Source organism: Herbidospora yilanensis (assembly GCF_001570565.1).
Taxonomy (GTDB): Bacteria; Actinomycetota; Actinomycetes; order Streptosporangiales; family Streptosporangiaceae; genus Herbidospora; species Herbidospora yilanensis.
This window is the reverse complement of sequence record NZ_BBXE01000035.1, coordinates 1-17,986: the sequence shown is the minus strand read 5'-3', so window position 1 is coordinate 17,986 and position 17,986 is coordinate 1. Positions and strand designations below refer to the sequence as shown.

Annotated in this window: 13 protein-coding genes and 1 pseudogene; 10 read left to right on the top strand and 4 right to left on the bottom strand. The window is 73.4% G+C overall.

Annotation, left to right across the window (positions count from 1 at the left end; all coding sequences use genetic code 11):
- The first annotated feature begins 3 nt into the window (after nt 1–3).
- Genes AW273_RS27495 through AW273_RS27485 form a run of 3 tightly spaced genes read left to right on the top strand, consistent with a single transcriptional unit; the run spans nt 4 to nt 4,702 of the window.
- The gene (locus tag AW273_RS27495; RefSeq protein WP_062354106.1) at nt 4–1,176 is read left to right on the top strand and encodes a metallophosphoesterase family protein; all 1,173 of its coding nucleotides are present in this window, start codon (nt 4–6) and stop codon (nt 1,174–1,176) included.
- Nucleotides 1,176–3,749, top strand: a complete 2,574-nt coding sequence (locus AW273_RS39220) for an AAA family ATPase (RefSeq protein WP_062354103.1) — start codon at nt 1,176–1,178, stop codon at nt 3,747–3,749. The genes AW273_RS27495 and AW273_RS39220 overlap by 1 nt, the downstream gene beginning before the upstream one ends.
- Nucleotides 3,746–4,702: a hypothetical protein gene (locus AW273_RS27485; protein ID WP_062354100.1), complete on the top strand. Its 957-nt coding sequence runs from the start codon at nt 3,746–3,748 to the stop codon at nt 4,700–4,702. Before AW273_RS39220 ends, AW273_RS27485 begins: the two co-directional genes overlap by 4 nt.
- On the opposite strand, the gene AW273_RS27480 is transcribed toward AW273_RS27485, so the two are convergent.
- The gene (locus tag AW273_RS27480; RefSeq protein ID WP_062354098.1) at nt 4,646–6,751 is read right to left on the bottom strand and encodes an alkaline phosphatase family protein; all 2,106 of its coding nucleotides are present in this window, start codon (nt 6,749–6,751) and stop codon (nt 4,646–4,648) included. The genes AW273_RS27485 and AW273_RS27480 overlap by 57 nt on opposite strands.
- Nucleotides 6,752–6,852: 101 nt before the next feature.
- Between AW273_RS27480 and AW273_RS39410 the strand changes: the two are divergent.
- Both AW273_RS39410 and AW273_RS39535 read left to right on the top strand, forming a co-directional pair.
- A pseudogene (locus AW273_RS39410) lies at nt 6,853–7,353 on the top strand (LLM class flavin-dependent oxidoreductase); the annotation flags it as partial.
- An 88-nt stretch (nt 7,354–7,441) separates the two neighbouring features.
- Nucleotides 7,442–7,744 (top strand): LLM class oxidoreductase, encoded by a 303-nt coding sequence (locus AW273_RS39535; RefSeq protein ID WP_062354092.1) that lies wholly within the window; start codon nt 7,442–7,444, stop codon nt 7,742–7,744.
- Nucleotides 7,745–7,756: 12 nt separating this feature from the next.
- On the opposite strand, the gene AW273_RS27465 is transcribed toward AW273_RS39535, so the two are convergent.
- Both AW273_RS27465 and AW273_RS27460 read right to left on the bottom strand, forming a co-directional pair.
- On the bottom strand, nt 7,757–10,957 hold the full coding sequence (locus AW273_RS27465; protein WP_062354088.1) for an FG-GAP-like repeat-containing protein: 3,201 nt from the start codon (nt 10,955–10,957) through the stop codon (nt 7,757–7,759).
- Nucleotides 10,958–11,059: 102 nt separating this feature from the next.
- Entirely contained in the window at nt 11,060–11,452 is a 393-nt protein-coding gene (locus AW273_RS27460) for a BlaI/MecI/CopY family transcriptional regulator (protein WP_062354085.1), read from the bottom strand.
- 81 nt (nt 11,453–11,533) lie between these two features.
- On the opposite strand from AW273_RS27460, the gene AW273_RS27455 reads away from it, so the two are divergent.
- From AW273_RS27455 to AW273_RS27435, 5 genes are read left to right on the top strand one after another with little or no spacing between them, the layout of a single operon-like run.
- On the top strand, nt 11,534–12,448 hold the full coding sequence (locus AW273_RS27455; RefSeq protein WP_062354081.1) for a M48 family metalloprotease: 915 nt from the start codon (nt 11,534–11,536) through the stop codon (nt 12,446–12,448).
- Between the two features lie 59 nt (nt 12,449–12,507).
- A complete protein-coding gene (efeU, locus tag AW273_RS27450; protein WP_062354078.1) occupies nt 12,508–13,332 on the top strand; it encodes an iron uptake transporter permease EfeU in 825 nt (274 codons plus the stop codon).
- A gap of 11 nt (nt 13,333–13,343) precedes the next feature.
- A complete protein-coding gene (gene efeO / locus AW273_RS27445) occupies nt 13,344–14,474 on the top strand; it encodes an iron uptake system protein EfeO (RefSeq protein WP_062354075.1) in 1,131 nt (376 codons plus the stop codon).
- Nucleotides 14,475–15,689 carry an iron uptake transporter deferrochelatase/peroxidase subunit gene (gene efeB, locus AW273_RS27440; RefSeq protein ID WP_062354072.1) on the top strand — a complete coding sequence of 405 codons (1,215 nt, stop codon included), beginning with the start codon at nt 14,475–14,477 and terminating at the stop codon, nt 15,687–15,689.
- 26 nt (nt 15,690–15,715) lie between these two features.
- On the top strand, nt 15,716–16,825 hold the full coding sequence (locus AW273_RS27435) for an AbrB family transcriptional regulator (RefSeq protein WP_157556220.1): 1,110 nt from the start codon (nt 15,716–15,718) through the stop codon (nt 16,823–16,825).
- On the opposite strand, the gene AW273_RS27430 is transcribed toward AW273_RS27435, so the two are convergent.
- The coding region (locus AW273_RS27430) for a discoidin domain-containing protein (RefSeq protein ID WP_198168390.1) at nt 16,813–17,986 on the bottom strand (1,174 nt) is incomplete at its 5' end. The genes AW273_RS27435 and AW273_RS27430 overlap by 13 nt on opposite strands.

Sequence of the window (17,986 nt, the reverse complement as noted above, 5' to 3'; positions counted from 1 at the left end):
GCCATGAAGATCCTGCACACGGCCGACTGGCACGTCGGCAAGGTCCTCAAGGGCCGGGGGCGCCACGACGAGCACCGCGCGGTGCTCTGGGAGCTGGTGGGCGTGGCCCGCCGCGAAGACGTCGACCTGGTGCTGGTCGCCGGCGACCTGTTCGACACCTCGGCGCCCACGCCCGAGTCGCAGGGCCTGGTCGTCAACGCGCTGATGCAGTTGCGCGAGGGGGGCCGCGAGGTGGTCGTGCTGGCCGGCAACCACGACAACGCGCAGCTCCTGGAGGTCTACCGGCCGGTGCTGGGGGCGTTGGGCATCCACGTGTCGGGGTTGTTCCGGCGGCCCGACCAGGGCGGCCTGATCGAGTTCACCGCCCGGACCGGCGAACCGGTCAAGTGCGCGGTGCTGCCGTTCCTGTCCCACCGCCACGTGGTGCGGGCCGCCGAGCTGATCTCCGAGACGACGGCCGAGCACAACCGCAGTTACGCCGACCGCTTCGGCCGCCTCGCCGAGGCGCTGACGGGCGGTTTCACCGGCGACACCGTCAATCTGGTGACCACCCACGGCACCCTCCCCGGCGGGAAGATGGGCGGCGGCGAACGCCAGGCCCAGACGATCTTCTCCTACTACTTCGAGTCGACCGCGTTCCCCCCCACCGCCCAATACGCCGCGCTGGGGCACCTCCACCGGCGGCAGCAGATGCCGGGGCCGTGCCCGATCTGGTACAGCGGCTCGCCCATCGCCGTCGACTTCGGAGAGGAGAAGAACCAGCCCGGCGTGCTGATCGTCGAGGTCGAGCCGGGCGTGCCGGCGAAGGTGCGCGAGGTGGCCCTGGAGAAGCCGAAGGTGCTGACGACCGTCACCGGGAGTCTCGACCGGCTGGAGGCGATGGCCGCCGACCTGGGCGACGCCTGGCTGCGGGTGGTCGTGGCCGAGAAGCCCCGGGCGGGGCTGGCCGACACCGTGAGGGAGCTGCTGCCGGGGGCGCTCCAGGTCGACCTGCATCCCGACTTCCGGCCCGCGAGCGTGCGCAGACGCCAGGCGACCGGCGCGGGGAGAGGCCCGCGTGACCTCGTCCGCGAATACCTGGCCGCCTCGGGCAAGGACGTCGAGGCCCTGGGCGCCCTCTTCGACCGCCTCCACGACGAGGTCACCAGCGAGGTCACCGGCGAGGTGACCCGCTGATGCGCCCCATCCGGCTGCACATGGAGAACTTCGGCAGCTTCCGGGCCGCCACCGACGTCGACTTCGCCGAGGTCGACTACTTCGCGCTGGTCGGCGCGACCGGCGCGGGCAAGAGCACCGTGATCGACGCCATCTGCTTCGCCCTCTACGGCAGCGTGCCCCGATGGGGCAAGGAGAACGTGGTCGCCTACGCGCTGGCCCCCTCCGCCGCGTCCGGCAAGGTCGCCCTGGTCTTCGAGGTCTCGGGCCGCCGCTACGCCGCCGTCCGCACCCTCCTGCGCGACGCCAAGGGGACCGTCCGCACCAAGGAGGCCCGGCTCGACCTGCTCGACCCGTCGGTCCCCGCCGAGTCCGGCCTCATCGAGCTGACCGCCACCTCCCGGCCGGTGGCCGAAGGCGAACAGGTCGCCGTCGAGGTCGCCCAGGTCACCGGGCTGGAATACAAGTTCTTCACCCAGTGCGTGGTACTGCCCCAGGGCCGCTTCGCCGAGTTCCTGCACGCCACCCCGAGCGACCGCCAGGACCTGCTCGTGCAGCTCCTCGACGCCGACGTCTACGAGCGGGTCCGCAAGGCCGCCGCCGCCGAGGAGACCAGGCAGGGCCAGGCCGCCGAGTTCGCCAGGGGAGAGCTGGCCCGCCTGCACGACGCCGACGAGAAGGCCGAGGAGACCGCCCGCGAGCGCGCCGCCGCCCTCCACGCGTTGTCGGAGCGGGTCGGCGCCGACCTGGAGGAACTGGGCACCCTCGACGAGGCCGCCAAGGCCGCCGACGCCGACCGGGTCACGGTGCTCCGCGCGCTGTCCCAGCTCGGCGCCCTGACGCTCCCGGGAGAGGTGCCCGGCCTGGCCGAATCGGCCCGCCGCGCCACCGAGCGGGCCGAGGCGGCGGCGGGCGAGCAGGCCCGCCTCGACACGCTGGAAGAGCAGGCCGAAGGCGAACTCGAAGCCCTGGGCGACCAGGCCGCCCTGACGCGGGAACTCGCCGGCCTGACCGACCGCGCACGCCGCACCGCCGAGGCCGACGCCGCCCGGACCGAGGCCGACGCGGTCACCGCCCAACTGGCCGAAGCCGCCGAGGCACTCGCCGCCGCCTTCCGCGACTATGAGGAAGCCGACCGCCACCTCACGAAGACGAGAATCGCCCACACGGCCGCCGACCTGGCCCGCACCCTGACTCCGGGCGACCCCTGCCCGGTCTGCCATCAGGTGGTCACCGCGGACGACCTGCCCGCGGGGGAGAACGCCCACGGAGCCGGCGCGCGTCTCGGCGGCCCCGAGTCGCACGGCTCCGACCTGCCCGCCGGTCAGCAGGCCCGCGCCGGCCGCGGCGTCCCCGAGGCGCGGGCCGCGTCCGCCGGTCAGCGGGCCGGTGTCCGTCACGCCGTCTCCGCGGCCGACGAGCTGGCCGACGCGGAACGTCGCCTCGCCGCGATCCGGGAGAAGGGGCAGCAGGCCCGCACCCGGCACGACGGTCTGGCGGCCAAGGCCGAGCTCCTCACCGCCCGCGCCCGTGAGCTGGCCACGACCGCCCCGCCCGACCCCGGGAGGGCCGCGGCCATCGGGGAACTGCTCGCGGCGATCGACCAGGCCGCCGGGAAGGTCGCTGCCATCCGGCGCGACGCCCGGGAGGCACGCCGCGTCGCCGCCCAGGCCGCCCGCGCGGTCGACGAGGCCCGGCGCAAGGCCGAGCAGGCGTGGCGGGATCTCAACGCCGCCCGTGACACCGTCGCCGCGTTCGGACCGCCGCCGCTCGACCCCGGTGACGTCCACGCCGCCTGGACCGCCCTGCTGGCCTGGCGTGACGACGCGGCGGCCGTGCGGCGGCAGGAGGCCGAGGCGGCCGAGGCGCGGTTCGACCAGGCCCGGGGGAGCGCGCAGGAGGCCCGCCGGGCGCTGGCCGGGCGGGTCGCCGAACACGGTGTCACGGTCAACTCCGGCGACCGGATCGCCGAGCAGGTCGCCCGCGCCGCCGCGCAGGCCGACGAGCGGCTCGCCCGGGTCAGGGAGGCGCGGGAGCGCGCCGCCGACCTGGCCGCGCGCGTCGCCGCCCACGAGGGGGAGGCCAGGGTCGCCCATGAGCTGGCCCTGCTGCTGCGGGCCAACCAGTTCGAGCGCTGGCTCTGCGCCGAGGCCCTCGAACTGCTCGTCGCGGCCGCCTCGGAGACGCTGAAGGATCTGTCCGACGGCCAGTACGAACTCGTGCTCGGCGCCCGGGGCGACATCGAGGTCGTCGACTACGCCGAGGCGGGGCTGCGCCGCAGCGCCCGCACGTTGTCGGGCGGGGAGACGTTCCAGGCCTCCCTCGCCCTCGCGCTGGCGCTGTCCGACCAGGTCGCCGGGCTCGCGGCGGCGGCCGCCCGGAGCCTCGACTCGATCTTCCTCGACGAGGGGTTCGGCACCCTCGACCCGGCCACGCTCGACACGGTGGCCGCCACCCTCGAAAAGCTCGCCTCCGGCCAGGAACGCGTGATCGGCGTCGTCACCCACGTTCCGGCCCTGGCCGACCGGGTTCCGGTCCGGTTCGAGGTCTCCCGCGACGCCTCCGGCTCCCACGTCAGAAAGGTGGTTCGGTGACCACCACGTACCACGCCCCCGGGTTCAGCGTCGATCCCTGGGACCCCGGCTATGGCGCGAGCCTGGCCTTCGAGGCCGAGATGGAGGGCAGCAGCGCCGCCCTCACCCTCGACGTCGAGATCCCCGTCCTGCAGTGGCGGCCGATCACCCCCGGCGCGGCGACGAGAGCGCCCGAGACGCTGCTGGTCGCCGACGGCGTGCGCCGGATCGACGCCCGGGTCTGGGTCGACGACCCCGGGGGCGGCATGCCCGCGCCCGGCATCGCGGCCTCCTACGCCGCCGGGATCGTCCGGTGCGGCGAGGGGGCCGAGCCCGTCGCGGTCGAGGTCAGGAGAGGGGTGTTCAGCCCGGCCAAGGGTGTGGCCGACCTGGTGGCGGGGCCGGTGACGTACACCTCCCATGAGGTGACCGGCGACGACGACGGGTCACTGGCGCTCCAGCAGAAACTGACCGAGCTCGAAGTCGACCTGGCCCTGAGATATCGCGCGCAGACCGGGCACGACGAGCTGCTGGTGGTCGACGGGCCGCTGCGCGGGCGCACCCATCTGCCCAACGCGGTCGGCTACGTGAAGACCCACCACACGTCCTATCTGCCGCCGGCCCAGTCGGCCGTGGTGTCCGACCTGAAGCCGGGCCAGCGCACCCCGGTCTTCTTCATGGGCACGAACTGGAGCCGCTACGCCTGGTATCTGCGGCTGCCCACGATCTCGACGGCCCCGTGGGCCGGGATCGCCCGTTGCGAGGCGGGCGCCGACCTGTCGGCCGAAGACGCCGCCGAGCTCGCCGACCGGGTCACGCTCGCGCTGCCGCCGATGGCCGGGGTCGACTACAAAGACCCGAGGGCGCCGCAGAACCTCGTCCCGATCGGCGGGCTGGAGAAGCTGCTGCGCCACCGGCTAGGCGACGCGCGACTGCTCTATCGGGCCCTCCGCACGGCCGCCGTCGCCGGGTGAGGCCCCGTCGAGCTGGATGGCCCTGATCCCGGCGCTCAGCACCAGCGGCACCGCCAGGGCCAGCGCCATCGACAACACGGCCGCGCCCGAGTCGTTCACCAGCATGCCGACGCCGCCGCTGACCAGCGCGCCGAGCAGACCGGCCTTCAGTGTGGGCGCCCGCTCGAACGCCACCGGCAGCACCCCGGCCGTCGCCGCGCCGGGCCGCAGCACCGCGAACACCAGGAACGCCACGGCGGCGATGACGACGGGCATCAGGTTGGGGCTGAGCAGGGTGCCCAGCATGGCGTCGAGCTTGCGCGCGATGACCGGCCAGAACGTGCCGTCGAAGATCTGCCCGACGAACCGCCCGAGGTGGGTCTGCGACCCGGGCGGGCGCCGGTAGTCGAGGTAGGCGATGGTCAGCACGGTCACGCCGCCGGCCACGCAGAACAGGCCGAGCTTCCAGATCGACACCCGCCGCCCGGCCACGATGAGCGCGGCGACCGCGATGCCGGGCACGAACGCGATCACGCCGCCGAAGTCGCTGCCGACCCCGGGCCAGCCGCCGAGGATCATCGCGAACACGCCCAGCGCGGCGATGAGGCCGACCGCGAGCGGCCGGCGGCCGTGCCGGACCAGCGTGTCGGCGACGGCCGTGGCGACCAGCAGCACCGCCGTGGCCAGCAGCGCGAACGGGATGTTGCCCAGGCCGTAGTAGCGGGCCCCGACCACGCCCGTGTAGCCCATGACGCTGTTGAGCTGCAGGTGCGTGCCGGAGAGGAGGTCGCCGAGCAGCACGGCGGCGGTGGCGCCCGCGACGACGATGAGCGGCGCCAGGATGTTCTCCGGCCGGGTGAGCCGGGCCGCGCGCAGGGCGAGCACGGTGAGCACGACGTCGAAGGCGGCCAGCCCGCCGACCAGGGTGAGCGTCGGCGCGGGGCCGGTCTCCCAGGGCGTCAGGTTGATCAGGTAGGTCGACACCGGGATCGAGGCCAGCGCCACGGCGGCCACCCTGACCACGCCCAGCGCCGACCGGCGGCGCAGCAGCAGGAACGCCGCGCCGTAGAAGAGCACCTGGAGCACGGCCAGCGTGGTGAAGAAGATCCCGCCCATGTTCCGGATCGTCTGCCCGGCCGTGTCGGCGTTCCTGAGCCGGTCGACGGCCTCGTCGAGCGGGATCGGCTCGCCCGCGCCCAACGGCTGCCCGATGACCGTCGGCGGGATGGCGGCGGTCTGGCCGGTGGCGCTGAACAGGGTCGCGGTCAGGTCGGGCAGGATGATCATGTCGTCGCGGTGGGTGGAGCCCGAGCCGAGCAGGCTGGTGCCGGTCGTGCCGGGCGCCCGCATCATCGCCACCCGCAGGTGGGGGACCGGCCCGTGGTCGGCCAGCCCCGCGACCAGCACGGTCGCCGTGGCGGGCAGCTTGGCCAGCACCGCGCCCACCTGGGCGTCGGCCTGCCGGACCGCCGCCGCGCGGTCGGCCGGGGCGAGCGCCTCGGGCTCACGGGAGACCTTGCCGTCGGCGGCGATGTAGGGCCGGATCAGCGTGTCGACGTCGACCGCGATCAGCGGCGCCGACCAGTCGGCGACCTCCTCGGCCGTGGCGTGGTAGCGGTCGACCGAACCCTCCCGGTCGGACAGCGCCAGCACCGCGCCGGGACCGATCGCCGTCGTGCCGGGCAGCGCGCCGACCGATCCGGCGGTGGGCACTCCGGCGACGGAGGCGAACCAGCCGAACTCGTGCAGCCGGTTGGTGCCCTCGACCGGCGCGGGCGGCAGCCCGCACCGCGAGCCGACGGCCGACCGGACCCCGGCCGACACCGTCAGCCATCCGTCGTAGGGGCAGGTGATCGTGCCGACCGCCTTCACCGACAATGACCCGACGGCGCTCTCGCCGGCCAGCCGCCACAGGTTGGGGGTGTCACTTTCGGTGACGTCGCTCCACATCAGGCCGGGCACCCCGATGAGCGCCACCTGCCCGGGGCCGTCGGCGCGGGCCGCCGCCGGCGCCCCCCACACGATCGCGACCAGCATGGCCGTGACCATCCCCGCAGCCCACCGCCGCACGGTGTCCCCCTCTGTCGACGCATCAGGCACACGGCACCGTAGGGGGTCGGCGTACGCCGCGTCCAGCGTCAACGGCGAGTGATCGTGGAAGGTTTCTCGATATGCGACTAGGACTCGGCCTGCCGTCCATCGGCCCGCTGGCCTCACCCGGCTTCGTCTCGTCGGTCGCCCGGCGGGCCGAGGCGCTCGGTTACCACTCGTTGTGGGCGGGCGAACGCCTGCTCGACCCGGTCAGGCCGCGCAGCCGCTATCCCGGCACCCGCGACGGCGGCCTCCCGGAGGCCATGAAGATCTCCTACGACCCGGTCACGACGCTGGCCTTCGCCGCCGCCGTGACCTCGCGGATCACGCTCGGCACGAGCGTCCTGTGCATGCTGCTGCACAATCCGGTCGTACTGGCCAAGCAACTGGCCACGCTCGACGTGCTGAGCGGCGGCCGGTTGCGGGCCGGCCTGGGGCAGGGCTGGTCGCTCGACGAGATCGAGGCGGCCGGGAACACACCCGAGGGCCAGGGGCGGCGCAGTGAGGAGTTCGTCGCGGTGCTCCGGGGGTTGTGGGCGGCCGGGAGGACGGCGTACACGGGGGAGTTCTTCACCGTGCCCGAGACGGCCTTCGAGCCGACGCCGGCGTCCTCCCCGCCCGTCTATCTGGGGGTGTACGCCCCCCCGCGCGATCGAACGGGCCGGCCGGGTGGCCGACGGGTGGCTCCCGGGCGGGTTGCCGCTGGAGATGCTGCTGCCCCTGCGGGAGACCCTGTTCGAGAGCGCCCGGAAGGCGGGGCGGCCGGAGCCGGAGGTGGTCGTGCGGGCCAACGTCCGTTTCACCGGAACCCGGCGGCGGCCCTTCCAGGGCACGTGGGCGCAGATCGAGGCCGACGTCGCGGCCTTCCGCGACGCCGGGATCGACGAGGTGTTCCTCGACTTCGTGCTCGACGACGCCACCCTCACGGAGGAGGGGTTCGTCGAGCGGATGGAGAGGGCGGCCCGGTTGTGAGAGGGACTCAGGTCACTGGCATCGGTTGGCCACGCACAGCGGCAGGTCGCCGGGTGAGGCCGGCTGGGGGTCGCCCGGCATGGGGGTGGCCGAGCCGGACGGCGCGCTCGCCCCGTTGTTGAACCAGGCCTTCACCCCGCCCAGGGTGTCGTGGACGAGGTAGTCGGCCCGGCGGTCGCCGTTGATCTCGGCCAGGGTGACGTCGGCGCGGGCCGCGCCGACACCCGCGGCGATCTCGCCGGCCGCGATCCAGGCCGAGCCGGAGCCGCCCCGGTTGTTGATCCAGGCGCGGAGCTGACCGTAGTCGCCGATGACCAGGTAGTCGTCCTTGCGGTCGCCGTTGACGTCGGCGAAGGTCACCGTGGCACCGGCCGCGCCGACGCCGGAGGCGATCTCGCCCTGACTGCTCCACGAGACGCCGTCGCCGGTGCCCGTGTTGCGCCAGAACCTGACGCGGCCCTGGTCGTCGACCACGAGATAGTCGTCCCGGTTGTCGCCGTCGACGTCGGCGAACCTGATCTGGTCGCGCGGGGCCGAGCCCGAGGCGAGCCGGCCCTTGCTCGACCACGCGACGGCGTCCCCGGTGCCGCTGTTGAACCAGGCCGTGACCTGACCCTGGTCGCCGACGACGAGGTAGTCGTCGCGGCCGTCTCCGTTGAGGTCGGCGAACCTGATGTGGTCGCGCGGGCCGGAGCCGGAGGCGACCTCGCCGCGGTGGTTCCAGCCGACCCGATCGGCCTCCCGGACGTTCAGCCAGGCCTGGACCCGGCCCTGGTCGCCCACGAGGAGGTAGTCGTCGCGGCCGTCGCCGTTGAGGTCGGCGAAGCGGACCTCCTGGCGGGGCGCGTCGGTGGAGGCGATCTGGCCCTGGTAGTCCCACGGGTCGGGGCGGCCCCAGCGGTCGTTCAGCCAGGCGGCGACCTCACCGGCGTCGTTGACGGTCAGGAAGTCCTCGCGGCCGTTCCCGTCGATGTCGGCCATGAGCAGCCCGGCCGGGCCGACCCCGGCGCCGCCGACGACGGTGCCCTGGTAGATCCACGGCCGGTTGCCGCCGACGTTGTTCAGCCAGGCCCGGACGTAACCCGAGTCGTCGAACACCGAATAGTCGTCGTCGCCGTCACCGTCGAGGTCGTGGAACCGCACCTGGTTTCCGCTGGCGCCGACGCCCGACGCGATCTCGCCGCGGAACGTCCACGCCCCGCCGGCGGCGGTGTAGCCGTTCAGCCAGGCGCGCACCTTGCCCTGGCCGTCGACGACGAGGTAGTCGTCGCGGCCGTCGACGTCGACGTCGGCGAACCGCACCTGGTCGCGGGTCGCGCCGACGCCGGTGGCGACCACGCCCTTGGACGCCCAGCTCACGGCGTTGCCGGTGCCGACGTTGAGCCAGGCCGACACCTCGCCGCCGTCGCCGACCGACAGGTAGTCGTCGCGGCCGTCGCCGTTGATGTCGGCGAATCTGACCCGGTCGCGCGAGGCCGCGCCGGAGGCGACCTCACCGGCGTAGTTCCAGCCGCCGCCCTGACCCGCGCGATTGTTCAGCCAGGCCTTGACCTGGCCCTGGTCGCCGACCAGGAGGTAGTCGTCGCGGCCGTCGCCGTTCAGGTCCGCGAAGCGCACCTGCGCCCGGGTGGCGCCCGGGACCGAGGCGATCTTGCCGACGTAGTCCCACCCGGCCGGTCCGGGGCCCGGGGGAGGCGGCGGCGTCGGGTTGCCGGGTGCCGGGGTGCACGGCCGGTTGTCGCCGGAGAGCGCGGGCATGATCTGGTTCGCGGCCAGCGCGGCCCTGATCTCGTTGTGGTAGGCGTCGGCCATCTTGCGGTAGCCGTTGTTGTTGGGATGCAGCGTGTCGGCCAGGTCGGCCGTGGTCACCTCGAGCTCGCCGTTGCTGACCAGCCGGACGCGCTTGCCCTCGGCGAGCCAGGTGGTGACGGCGGTCGCGAGGTAGGCGTTGAACAGCGCGATCCGCGAGTTGGTCGCCGCGGTCGTCGACGGCACGAGGCTGGAGACGATGATCGTGGTGAGCGGCGCGACGTCGTGGATGTTGTTGATCAGATCGCCGAAGCGGGCGAGCGTCGTCAGATGATCCTGGCCGTTCGCCAGGTCGTTGGTCCCGATGTGCAGGACGACCACGTTGGGCCGATAGCGGGCGATGGCACACTCGGCGGCCAGGGCGTCGATCTGGCTGACCCACCAGCGGGGATGCCCCTCGTGGTCGGTGTCGGGGAGGTGGCCCTGCCCGGAGTCCACGGAGCCGACGAAGTCGAGGGTGCTCGTGTCGTCCTGCAGCAGGTCCCACAGGCGGGCCCGGTAGCCGACGCCGCCGGGGTTCCCGCCGACGCCGTGGGTGATGGAGTCACCGAGCGGCATCACCCGCAGCGCGGTCGTGCGGGGCATCCAGCCCAGTTCCATGGCCCGCTCCACGGTGCTCGCCGTGGTTCCGGGTCCGCGTCCGCGTACGACGTGGGCCAGGGTGCGGAAGAATCCGGCGGACGAGCCCCACCACCGTGCGACCGTGTTCGCGACCGACTCGAACCCGTCGCCGATCGTCTTGTAGACCGAGGTCCACGAGTTCTTCGCGGTCCAGGGGCCGAGCCAGGCGTCCCAGATGGCCGCGGTGACGGCCTCCAGCAAGAGCGCCGCCAGGGCCCGCTCCCAGAAGTGCCAGTCGTCCGAGGGCCCGTGCTTGAGGGCGGTGATCAGCAGGACGAGTCCCTTGCTGATGAGCACCGCGAGGCCCGCGCAGATCCCCTTGGCGAAGTTCGGGTTCGCCATCACCGGGACGAGGGTCAGGACGCACGCGATCCGGAACACGACCCCGCCGGCGGTGACGCTGACCCACATCAGCACCTCCTCCCACCAGGTCAGGTCGCCGATGTGCACGTCGGCCTCGATCGTGACCGACAGGCCCGTGGCGGTCACGGTGAACGCGCCGTCGAACTCGCGGGGTTCCAGGTCCTCCGCGCCGGGGAAGTCGGCCGGATGCGCGGCGATCTCCTCCTGGATCGTCTCGCTCAGCAGGTCGTTGCGATCGTTGAACTCGCTCGCCCACGCGGTCAGGTCGGCGCGGTCGAACCCCTCGGGCATCGGGAAGTCGAGCGTGACCGACGTCGCGGCCCGCGCCACGGGCTGGAAGCCGATCTGGAGCAGCGTCGACAGGATGACGAGCAGGGCGGTCAGAACCCTGCTCCTTCTTCGTAAACGGGATGCGGGCACGGCCCCTCCACCGGTGTCCTGCCTCCGGCCACGCGCCGGAGGGCAGGTTGATCAAAACCCGCCCGTGTCATCGAACGGTGAAGGGGGCGTGAACGGAGGCGGTCAATCCTCGCCGGCGGAGTCGTCGAGGAGGCGGCGCAGGAGGCGTTCGTCCTCGGCGGCCAGGTCGCCGACGAACCTCCGGAGCACGCCCGAACGGTCGGGCTCGGCCTGGAGCAGGGCGGTCATCCGCCGGGCGACCAGGTCGGCCGGGTCGACCAGCGCGCTGTAGCGGTGGGAGCGGCCCTCACGCCGCCGGGTCACCGCCTGCTTCCCGTGCAGGCGGATCAGCGTGGTCACCACCGCGCTGTAGGACAACCCGCCCTCCGGGGCGACCAGGTCTCTCACCTGACCGGGGGTGAGCGAGCGGCCCGCCTCGCGCAGGGCCGTCAGGATCGCGGCCTCCAGCCCGCCGGGCGGGCGGCGCCCGTCGCGGTCACCGGGGTCCGTGGTCATGAGGGTCCGTGTTCATCGGGCCACACCCTATATCGGGACGTTCCGGATCTCGTGGCAGGCTGATGTCCCGGAGGTGCCCGCATGTTCGATCACTTCGTGGTCTCGGTGGTGGTCGTGCCGCCGCTCGCCGTGCTCGTCGCCGCCCTCGTCGCGGGGCGGCTCGCGCCCGCGCTGGCCGCGCGGGTGCTGGCCTGGACGGCCGTGGCCGTCGCGGTGGCCGGGACCGCGAACCTGCTGGTGTTCGCCCTCCACGCGCTCGCCGAACTCCCCGTGGTGGCCCATCTGATGGGGTGGTCCGACCGGATCGTCCGGGCCGACCTCGCCGACGTGCCGTGGGCGTCGTGGGGGTCGGTGCCGCTGCTGGCGGCCGTGGTCGCCGCGGTCGGGTGGACGCACCGGCGGCACCGCCGCGACCTGCGCGCCGGACGGTCGTTCCCACGCCCCGACGGCGACGTCCTGCTCGTCGACGACGCCGCCGTGACGGCCTTCGCGGTGCCCGGACGGCCCGGCTGGGTCGTGGTCACCCGCGGCATGCGCGACGCGCTGACCGACCGGCAGTACGCCGCGCTGCTCGCCCACGAGCGCGCCCACCTCGACGGCGCGCACCACCGCCTGGTGCGGCTCGCGGAGCTGGCCGGGGCCGCGCATCCGGCGCTGCGCCGGGTGAGCGCCCAGGTCGGCTTCCTGGTGGAACGGGCGGCCGACGAGCGGGCGGCGGCCGAGGTGGGCGACCGGCGGCTGGTGGCGCGGGCCGTGGGCCAGGCCGCGCTGGTGGCGGCGGGCCGTCCCGGGCTGGGGCGCACCCCGGGCACGCTGCACGCGGCGGCGGGCGCGGTGCCCCGGCGGGTCGCCGCGCTGCTGGCTCCGGCGCGGCGGAGGTCCGCGCTGCCCGCCCTCCTGCCGATCCTGGTGGCCGCCGGGACGGTCGTGTGGACCGGCGAGGCCGTCGAAGACCTGCGGGAACTGCTGGAGCACGCGGCCGGTTGGCTGAGTTAGGTGAGCCTATGTTAACTTCTACCGCGTGTAGCTGGAGTTCGCCGCGGTTGGAGTGACATTTGTTCGCGAGTTATCTGATCGGCCTGCGCGAAGGGCTGGAGGCGACCCTCGTCGTCTCGGTCCTGGTCGCCTTCCTGGTCAAGAGCGACCGCACCGACCGGCTGCCGCACGTCTGGGCCGGCGTGTTCGCGGCGGTGGCCCTGTCGGTCGGTTTCGGCGCGGTGCTCACCTTCACCGCCGCCAACCTCGGCCACACCGGCCAGGAGCTCTTCGACGCGGTCACCTCGCTGCTGGCGGTCGTCTTCGTCACCTGGATGATCTTCTGGATGCGGCGGGCCGCCCGCATGCTCTCGGGTGAGCTGCGCGGCAAGTTGTCCGAGGCGCTGGAGCTGGGCTCGCTGGCGGTCGTCGTCATGGCGTTCCTGGCCGTGGCGCGCGAAGGGCTGGAGACGGCGCTGCTGTTCTTCGCCTCCGTCCAGGGCGCGACCACCTCGGCGCAGCCGCTGATCGGCATCACGCTGGGCCTGCTGACCTCGGTCGTCCTCGGCTACGCCCTCTACAGGTCGGCCGTGCGGATCAACCTCACGACGTTCTTCACCTGGACCGGCCTGCTGCTGATCCTGGTCGCTGCGGGGATCTTCAAGTACGGCGTGCACGACCTGCAGGAGGCGAACATCCTGCCCGGCCTGACCTCCTACGCCTTCGACGTCTCGGGCGCCCTGCCGCCCGACTCCTGGTACGGCGCGCTGCTCGCCGGGATGCTCAACCTCACGCCGCAGCCCAGCGTCCTGGAGACCCTCGCGTGGCTGCTCTACCTGGCGCCGACCCTCTACTTCTTCCTCCGGCCGTCCCGGCCGCAGCTCGCCCCCGCCCGCGTGGCCTGAACAGGAGCACCATGTCCGCCATCACCCGTCTCGCCGTCGGCGCGCTCGCCCTGGCGGCCCTGACGGCCTGCTCGGCCGGGGAACCGGGAGACGCCGCCCCCGCCAAGGCGCCGGGCAAGGTCACGGTCGCCGCCAGCGACACCGCGTGCGAGGTCGGCGTCACGGAACTCGCCGCGGGCACCACCACCTTCGCCATCACCAACAGCGGCAGCAAGGTCACCGAGTTCTACGTCTACGCTCCCGGCGACCGCGTCATGGCCGAGGTGGAGAACATCGTGCCCGGCCTGACCCGCGAGCTGATCGCCGAACTGCCCGCCGGCGCCTACGAGACGGCCTGCAAGCCGGGCATGGTCGGCAAGGGCATCCGCAACGCGCTGACCGTCACCGGCGAGCACAAGCCGCTCACCGCCGACGCCGCGCTCGCCGAGGCGACCGCCAGCTACCAGCGCTACGTGAAGACCCAGAGCGACACCCTGCTGGTCAAGACGCAGGAGTTCGTCGACGCGGTCAAGGCCGGCGAGATCGAGAAGGCCAAGGAGCTGTACCCGGTCGCGCGCACCTACTGGGAGCGCATCGAGCCGGTCGCCGAGATCTTCGGCGACCTCGACCCGGCCATCGACGCCCGCGAGGCCGACCTGGCCGAGGGCGAGGAGTGGACCGGCTTCCACAAGATCGAGAAGGACCTCTGGGTCACCGGGGACATCAGCCGGGACGGCCCCGTCGCCGACAAGCTGATCGCCGACGTGAAGACCATCGTGGGCAAGGCCAACGCGGCCGGGCTCACCCCGCTCAACCTGGCCAACGGCGCCAAGGAGCTCCTCGACGAGGTCGCCACCGGCAAGATCACCGGCGAGGAGGACATCTGGTCCCACACCGACCTGTGGGACTTCGCCGCCAACCTGGCCGGGTCGAAGGCCGCCGTCCAGTCGCTGCGCCCGGTGCTGGAGGAGCGCGACGCCGCCCTGGTCGCGACGCTCGACGAGAAGTTCGCCGCCGCCGAGGCCGAACTGGGCACCCACCAGAAGGGCGACGGCTGGCGGCTGCACGACGAGTTGTCCAAGGACGAGCTGAAGCGGCTCTCCGACGTGATCAACGCGCTGGCCGAGCCGATCAGCAGGATCGCGCCCCTGGTGGCCCACTAGATGATCAGTCGTAGGCAGGTCTTCGGACTGGGCGCGGCCGGGGCCGTGGCGGCGGGTGCGGGAGCCCTCGCCGCCCGCGCGCTCCCCGCCGAGCCCGCGGCCCAGGCCCACGTCGAGGAGGTCTTCCCCTTCTACGGCGAACACCAGTCGGGCATCGTCACCCCCGCCCAGGACCGGCTCCACTTCGTCGCCTTCGACGTCACCACCACCGACCGGGCCGAGCTGGCCGAACTGCTCCAGGAGTGGACGGCCGCCGCCGCCCGCCTCACCCAGGGCAAGGAGGCGGGCGCCTTCGGCGCGACCGGCGGCTCCCGCGAGGCCGCGCCCGACGACACGGGCGAGGCGCTCGGCCTGCCGCCCTCGGGCCTGACCCTGACGGTCGGCTTCGGCCCGTCGTTGTTCGACGACCGCTTCGGCCTGGCCGCCAAGCGCCCGGCCGCGCTGGCCGACCTGCCGAAGTTCCCCGGCGAGAGGCTGGTGCCGGAGATCTCGGGCGGCGACGTCTGCGTCCAGGCCTGCGCCCACGACCCGCAGGTGGCCGTGCACGCCATCCGCAACCTGGCCCGCATCGGCTTCGGCCGGGTCTCGGTGCGCTATTCGCAACTCGGCTTCGGCCGCACCTCCTCGACCTCCCGGGCCCAGGCCACGCCCCGCAACCTGATGGGCTTCAAAGACGGCACCAACAACCTCAAGCTCGAAGACGCCGACCTGCTGCGCGAGCAGCTCTGGGCCGCCCCCGGCGACGGTGCCGCCTGGATGGCCGGCGGCAGCTACCTGGTCACCCGGAAGATCCGGATGACCGTCGAGACCTGGGATCGCACCTCGCTGCGCGAACAGGAGGAGATCTTCGGCCGCGACAAGCACGAGGGCGCCCCCGTCGGCAAGCAGCACGAGTTCGACCCCGTCGACCTGACCGCGATGCGCCCCGACGCCCACGTCCGGCTGGCCCACCCCTCCGCGCACGGCAACGCCCACCTGCTGCGGCGCGGCTACAACTACGTCGACGGCTCCGACGGCCTGGGCCGCCTCGACGCCGGGTTGTTCTTCATCGCCTACCAGCGCGACCCGCGCACCCAGTTCGTGCCGATCCAGGCGAGCCTGGCCAAGTCCGATCCGCTGAACGAGTACATCCGGCACGTCTCCAGCGGCCTGTTCGCCTGCCCGCCCGGGGTCGTGGACGCGGGCGACTACTGGGGCCGCGCCCTGTTCGCTTGACCAAAAAGCGCCATTAACCTGGGCATATGCGAGACCTGCCCAAGTTCCGCGAGCTCGCCGGGTGGGCGCTGATCCTGCCGGTGATGGTCGCGGCCGGAGAACTGGGCGAACCGGCGCTGCCCTCTCCGCACATGCTGATCCCGCTTCTGCTCGGCCTGGCCGCGGCCCTGACCGGGGTCGTCCGCCGCCCGCCGCCGGGCGTTCTCAACAAGGGGTCGCAGGCGCTGCTCGGCGTGCTCATGGGGTCGTACCTGAACGTGGCGGCGCTCGGGCACCTCGGCGGGTCGATCGCCCCGCTGGTCGTGGTGACGCTGCTCACCCTGCTCATCTGCCAGGGCGCGGCGTGGATCATGGTGCGGTTCGGCGGCGTCGACCGGGCCACGGCCACCCTGGGCATGATCGCGGGCGGCTCGGCCGCCGCGGTGGCCTCGGCTCGCGACCTCGACGCCGACGGCCGCCAGGTGGCCTTCATGCAGTACCTCCGGCTGGGCGTCGTCGTGGGCAGCACGCCGCTGCTGCTGAACCTGCTCTTCTCGGCTCCGGCGGGATCCGCCGCGGAGGAGGGCGGAGCCTGGCACCTGGTCACCGGAACACACCAGCTCACCGGCCTGGCCCTGCTCGCGGCGCTCGCGGTCGCCGGGGTGGTGGTCGGCTCGCTCCTGCGGCTGCCCAGCCCGGCCCTGATGGGCGCCATGCTCGTGTCGGCCGCGGCGGGCGCGACCGGCCTCGCGCACGGCTTCGCGCCCGACGGCATGTTGCGCTCGCTGCTGTTCACCATGATCGGCCTGGACGTCGGGCTGCGCTTCTCCCGGCACGCCGTGCGGCGGCTGCGCCGGATCGTGCCGGTCGCGATGGGCTGCACCGTGGGCGTGATCGCCGCCTGCGGCGCGCTGGCCTGGGTGGTCTCCCTCCTCACCCGGATCCCGTTCGGCGACACCTACCTGGCCACCACTCCCGGCGGCATCAACGCGGTGCTGGCCGCCGCCACCGCCGGTCACGCCGATCTGCCGCTGATCTCCAGCGTGCAGAGCCTGCGCCTGATCGAGATGGCCTTCCTGGCCCCGCTGCTGATCCGCCTCACGCGACGGGCCGTGCCGGCTGGCGTCGGCACGGCCCCGCCACGTCACGAGGAGTAGACCTCCAGCTCCGAGAGCTGGCCCGCCGGCCAGCCGGTGTTCGAGGTGAACCGCAGCCGCACGTAGCGCTGCGCCGACGCGGCGAAGGTGACCGTCACGGTGTTGCCCGTGGCGGGGTCGAAGGTCCGGCCCGACGCCGCCGAGAGGGTCGAGAACGCCGACCCGTCGGTGCTGCCCTGGACCTCGATCGTCTGGGTCCTGGTCTGCCACGCCGAGGCGGGCGGCAGCTTCAGCACCAGGCGGGACACCGGCGTCGCCGCCCCGAGGTCGACCTGGACCCACTGCGGGAAGGAGTTGTTCGGCGACTCCCAGTAGGAGCCCGCGTCGCCGTCGACGACGTTGCCCGACCCGTAGTTCTGCACGTGACCGCTCTCGGAGGTCGGCTTCCCGGCCGCCAGGTTCACGTTCGCGGCCGGATCGGTCGTCACCGTGACCGCGTTCGAGGGCTGCGAGAAGGCGTTCTGCCCGTCGCGGGCCTTCACCGTGAACGTGTAGGAGGTGTTCGGGGCCAGGCCCGTGACCGTGTGGGTCAGCCCGGCCGGCGAGGCGACCGGCTCGCCGTTCCGCAGCACCTGGTAGCCGGCGACCCCGACGTTGTCGACCGACGCCGTCCACGACAACGACACGCTGGTCGCGGTCTTGCCGGTGACGGTCAGGTTGCCCGGGGGAGTGGGGGGCGTGTTCTCCACCGTGTCGGTCGCGTAGACCTCCAGCTCGGAGAGCTGCGCGGCGGGCCAGCCGGTGTTCCCGCTGATCGTGACCCGCACGTGGCGGGCGCTGAGGGCCGGGATCGTGATCGTCGCCTGGTTGCCGGTCGCCGCGTTGAAGGTGACGCCGATCGGCCCGGTGACCGTCGTCCACGTGCTGCCGTTGGAGCTGACCGCGAGGGTGAGCGTCTGGACCCGCGACCCCCACGCCGCGTTCGGCGGCAGCTTGAGCACGGCCCGGCCCAGGGTGGCCGCCGCCCCCAGGTCGACCTGGAGCCACTGCGGCAGGGCGCCGGAGCTCTCCCAGTAGGTGGAGGCGTTCCCGTCGACCGCGTTGGCGGGCACGAAGCCGTTGTTGGTGCTGCTCGCGGTGGCCTGCTTGTTCAGCGCGAGGTTGGTGTCGCCGCCGGGCGGCGGGCCGCCGGTCGTCGGCGGGGTCGGGCGGACCGCCGTC

Bases quoted from the DNA above. Each gene is read 5' to 3' on its own strand.
- AW273_RS39220 (WP_062354103.1), top strand. From the start codon at position 1,176: ATGCGCCCCATCCGGCTGCACATGGAGAACTTCGGCAGCTTCCGGGCC.
- AW273_RS27460 (WP_062354085.1), bottom strand. From the start codon at position 11,452: ATGACCACGGACCCCGGTGACCGCGACGGGCGCCGCCCGCCCGGCGGG.
- AW273_RS27495 (WP_062354106.1), top strand. From the start codon at position 4: ATGAAGATCCTGCACACGGCCGACTGGCACGTCGGCAAGGTCCTCAAG.
- AW273_RS27435 (WP_157556220.1), top strand. From the start codon at position 15,716: ATGCGAGACCTGCCCAAGTTCCGCGAGCTCGCCGGGTGGGCGCTGATC.
- AW273_RS27455 (WP_062354081.1), top strand. From the start codon at position 11,534: ATGTTCGATCACTTCGTGGTCTCGGTGGTGGTCGTGCCGCCGCTCGCC.
- efeB (WP_062354072.1), top strand. From the start codon at position 14,475: ATGATCAGTCGTAGGCAGGTCTTCGGACTGGGCGCGGCCGGGGCCGTG.
- efeO (WP_062354075.1), top strand. From the start codon at position 13,344: ATGTCCGCCATCACCCGTCTCGCCGTCGGCGCGCTCGCCCTGGCGGCC.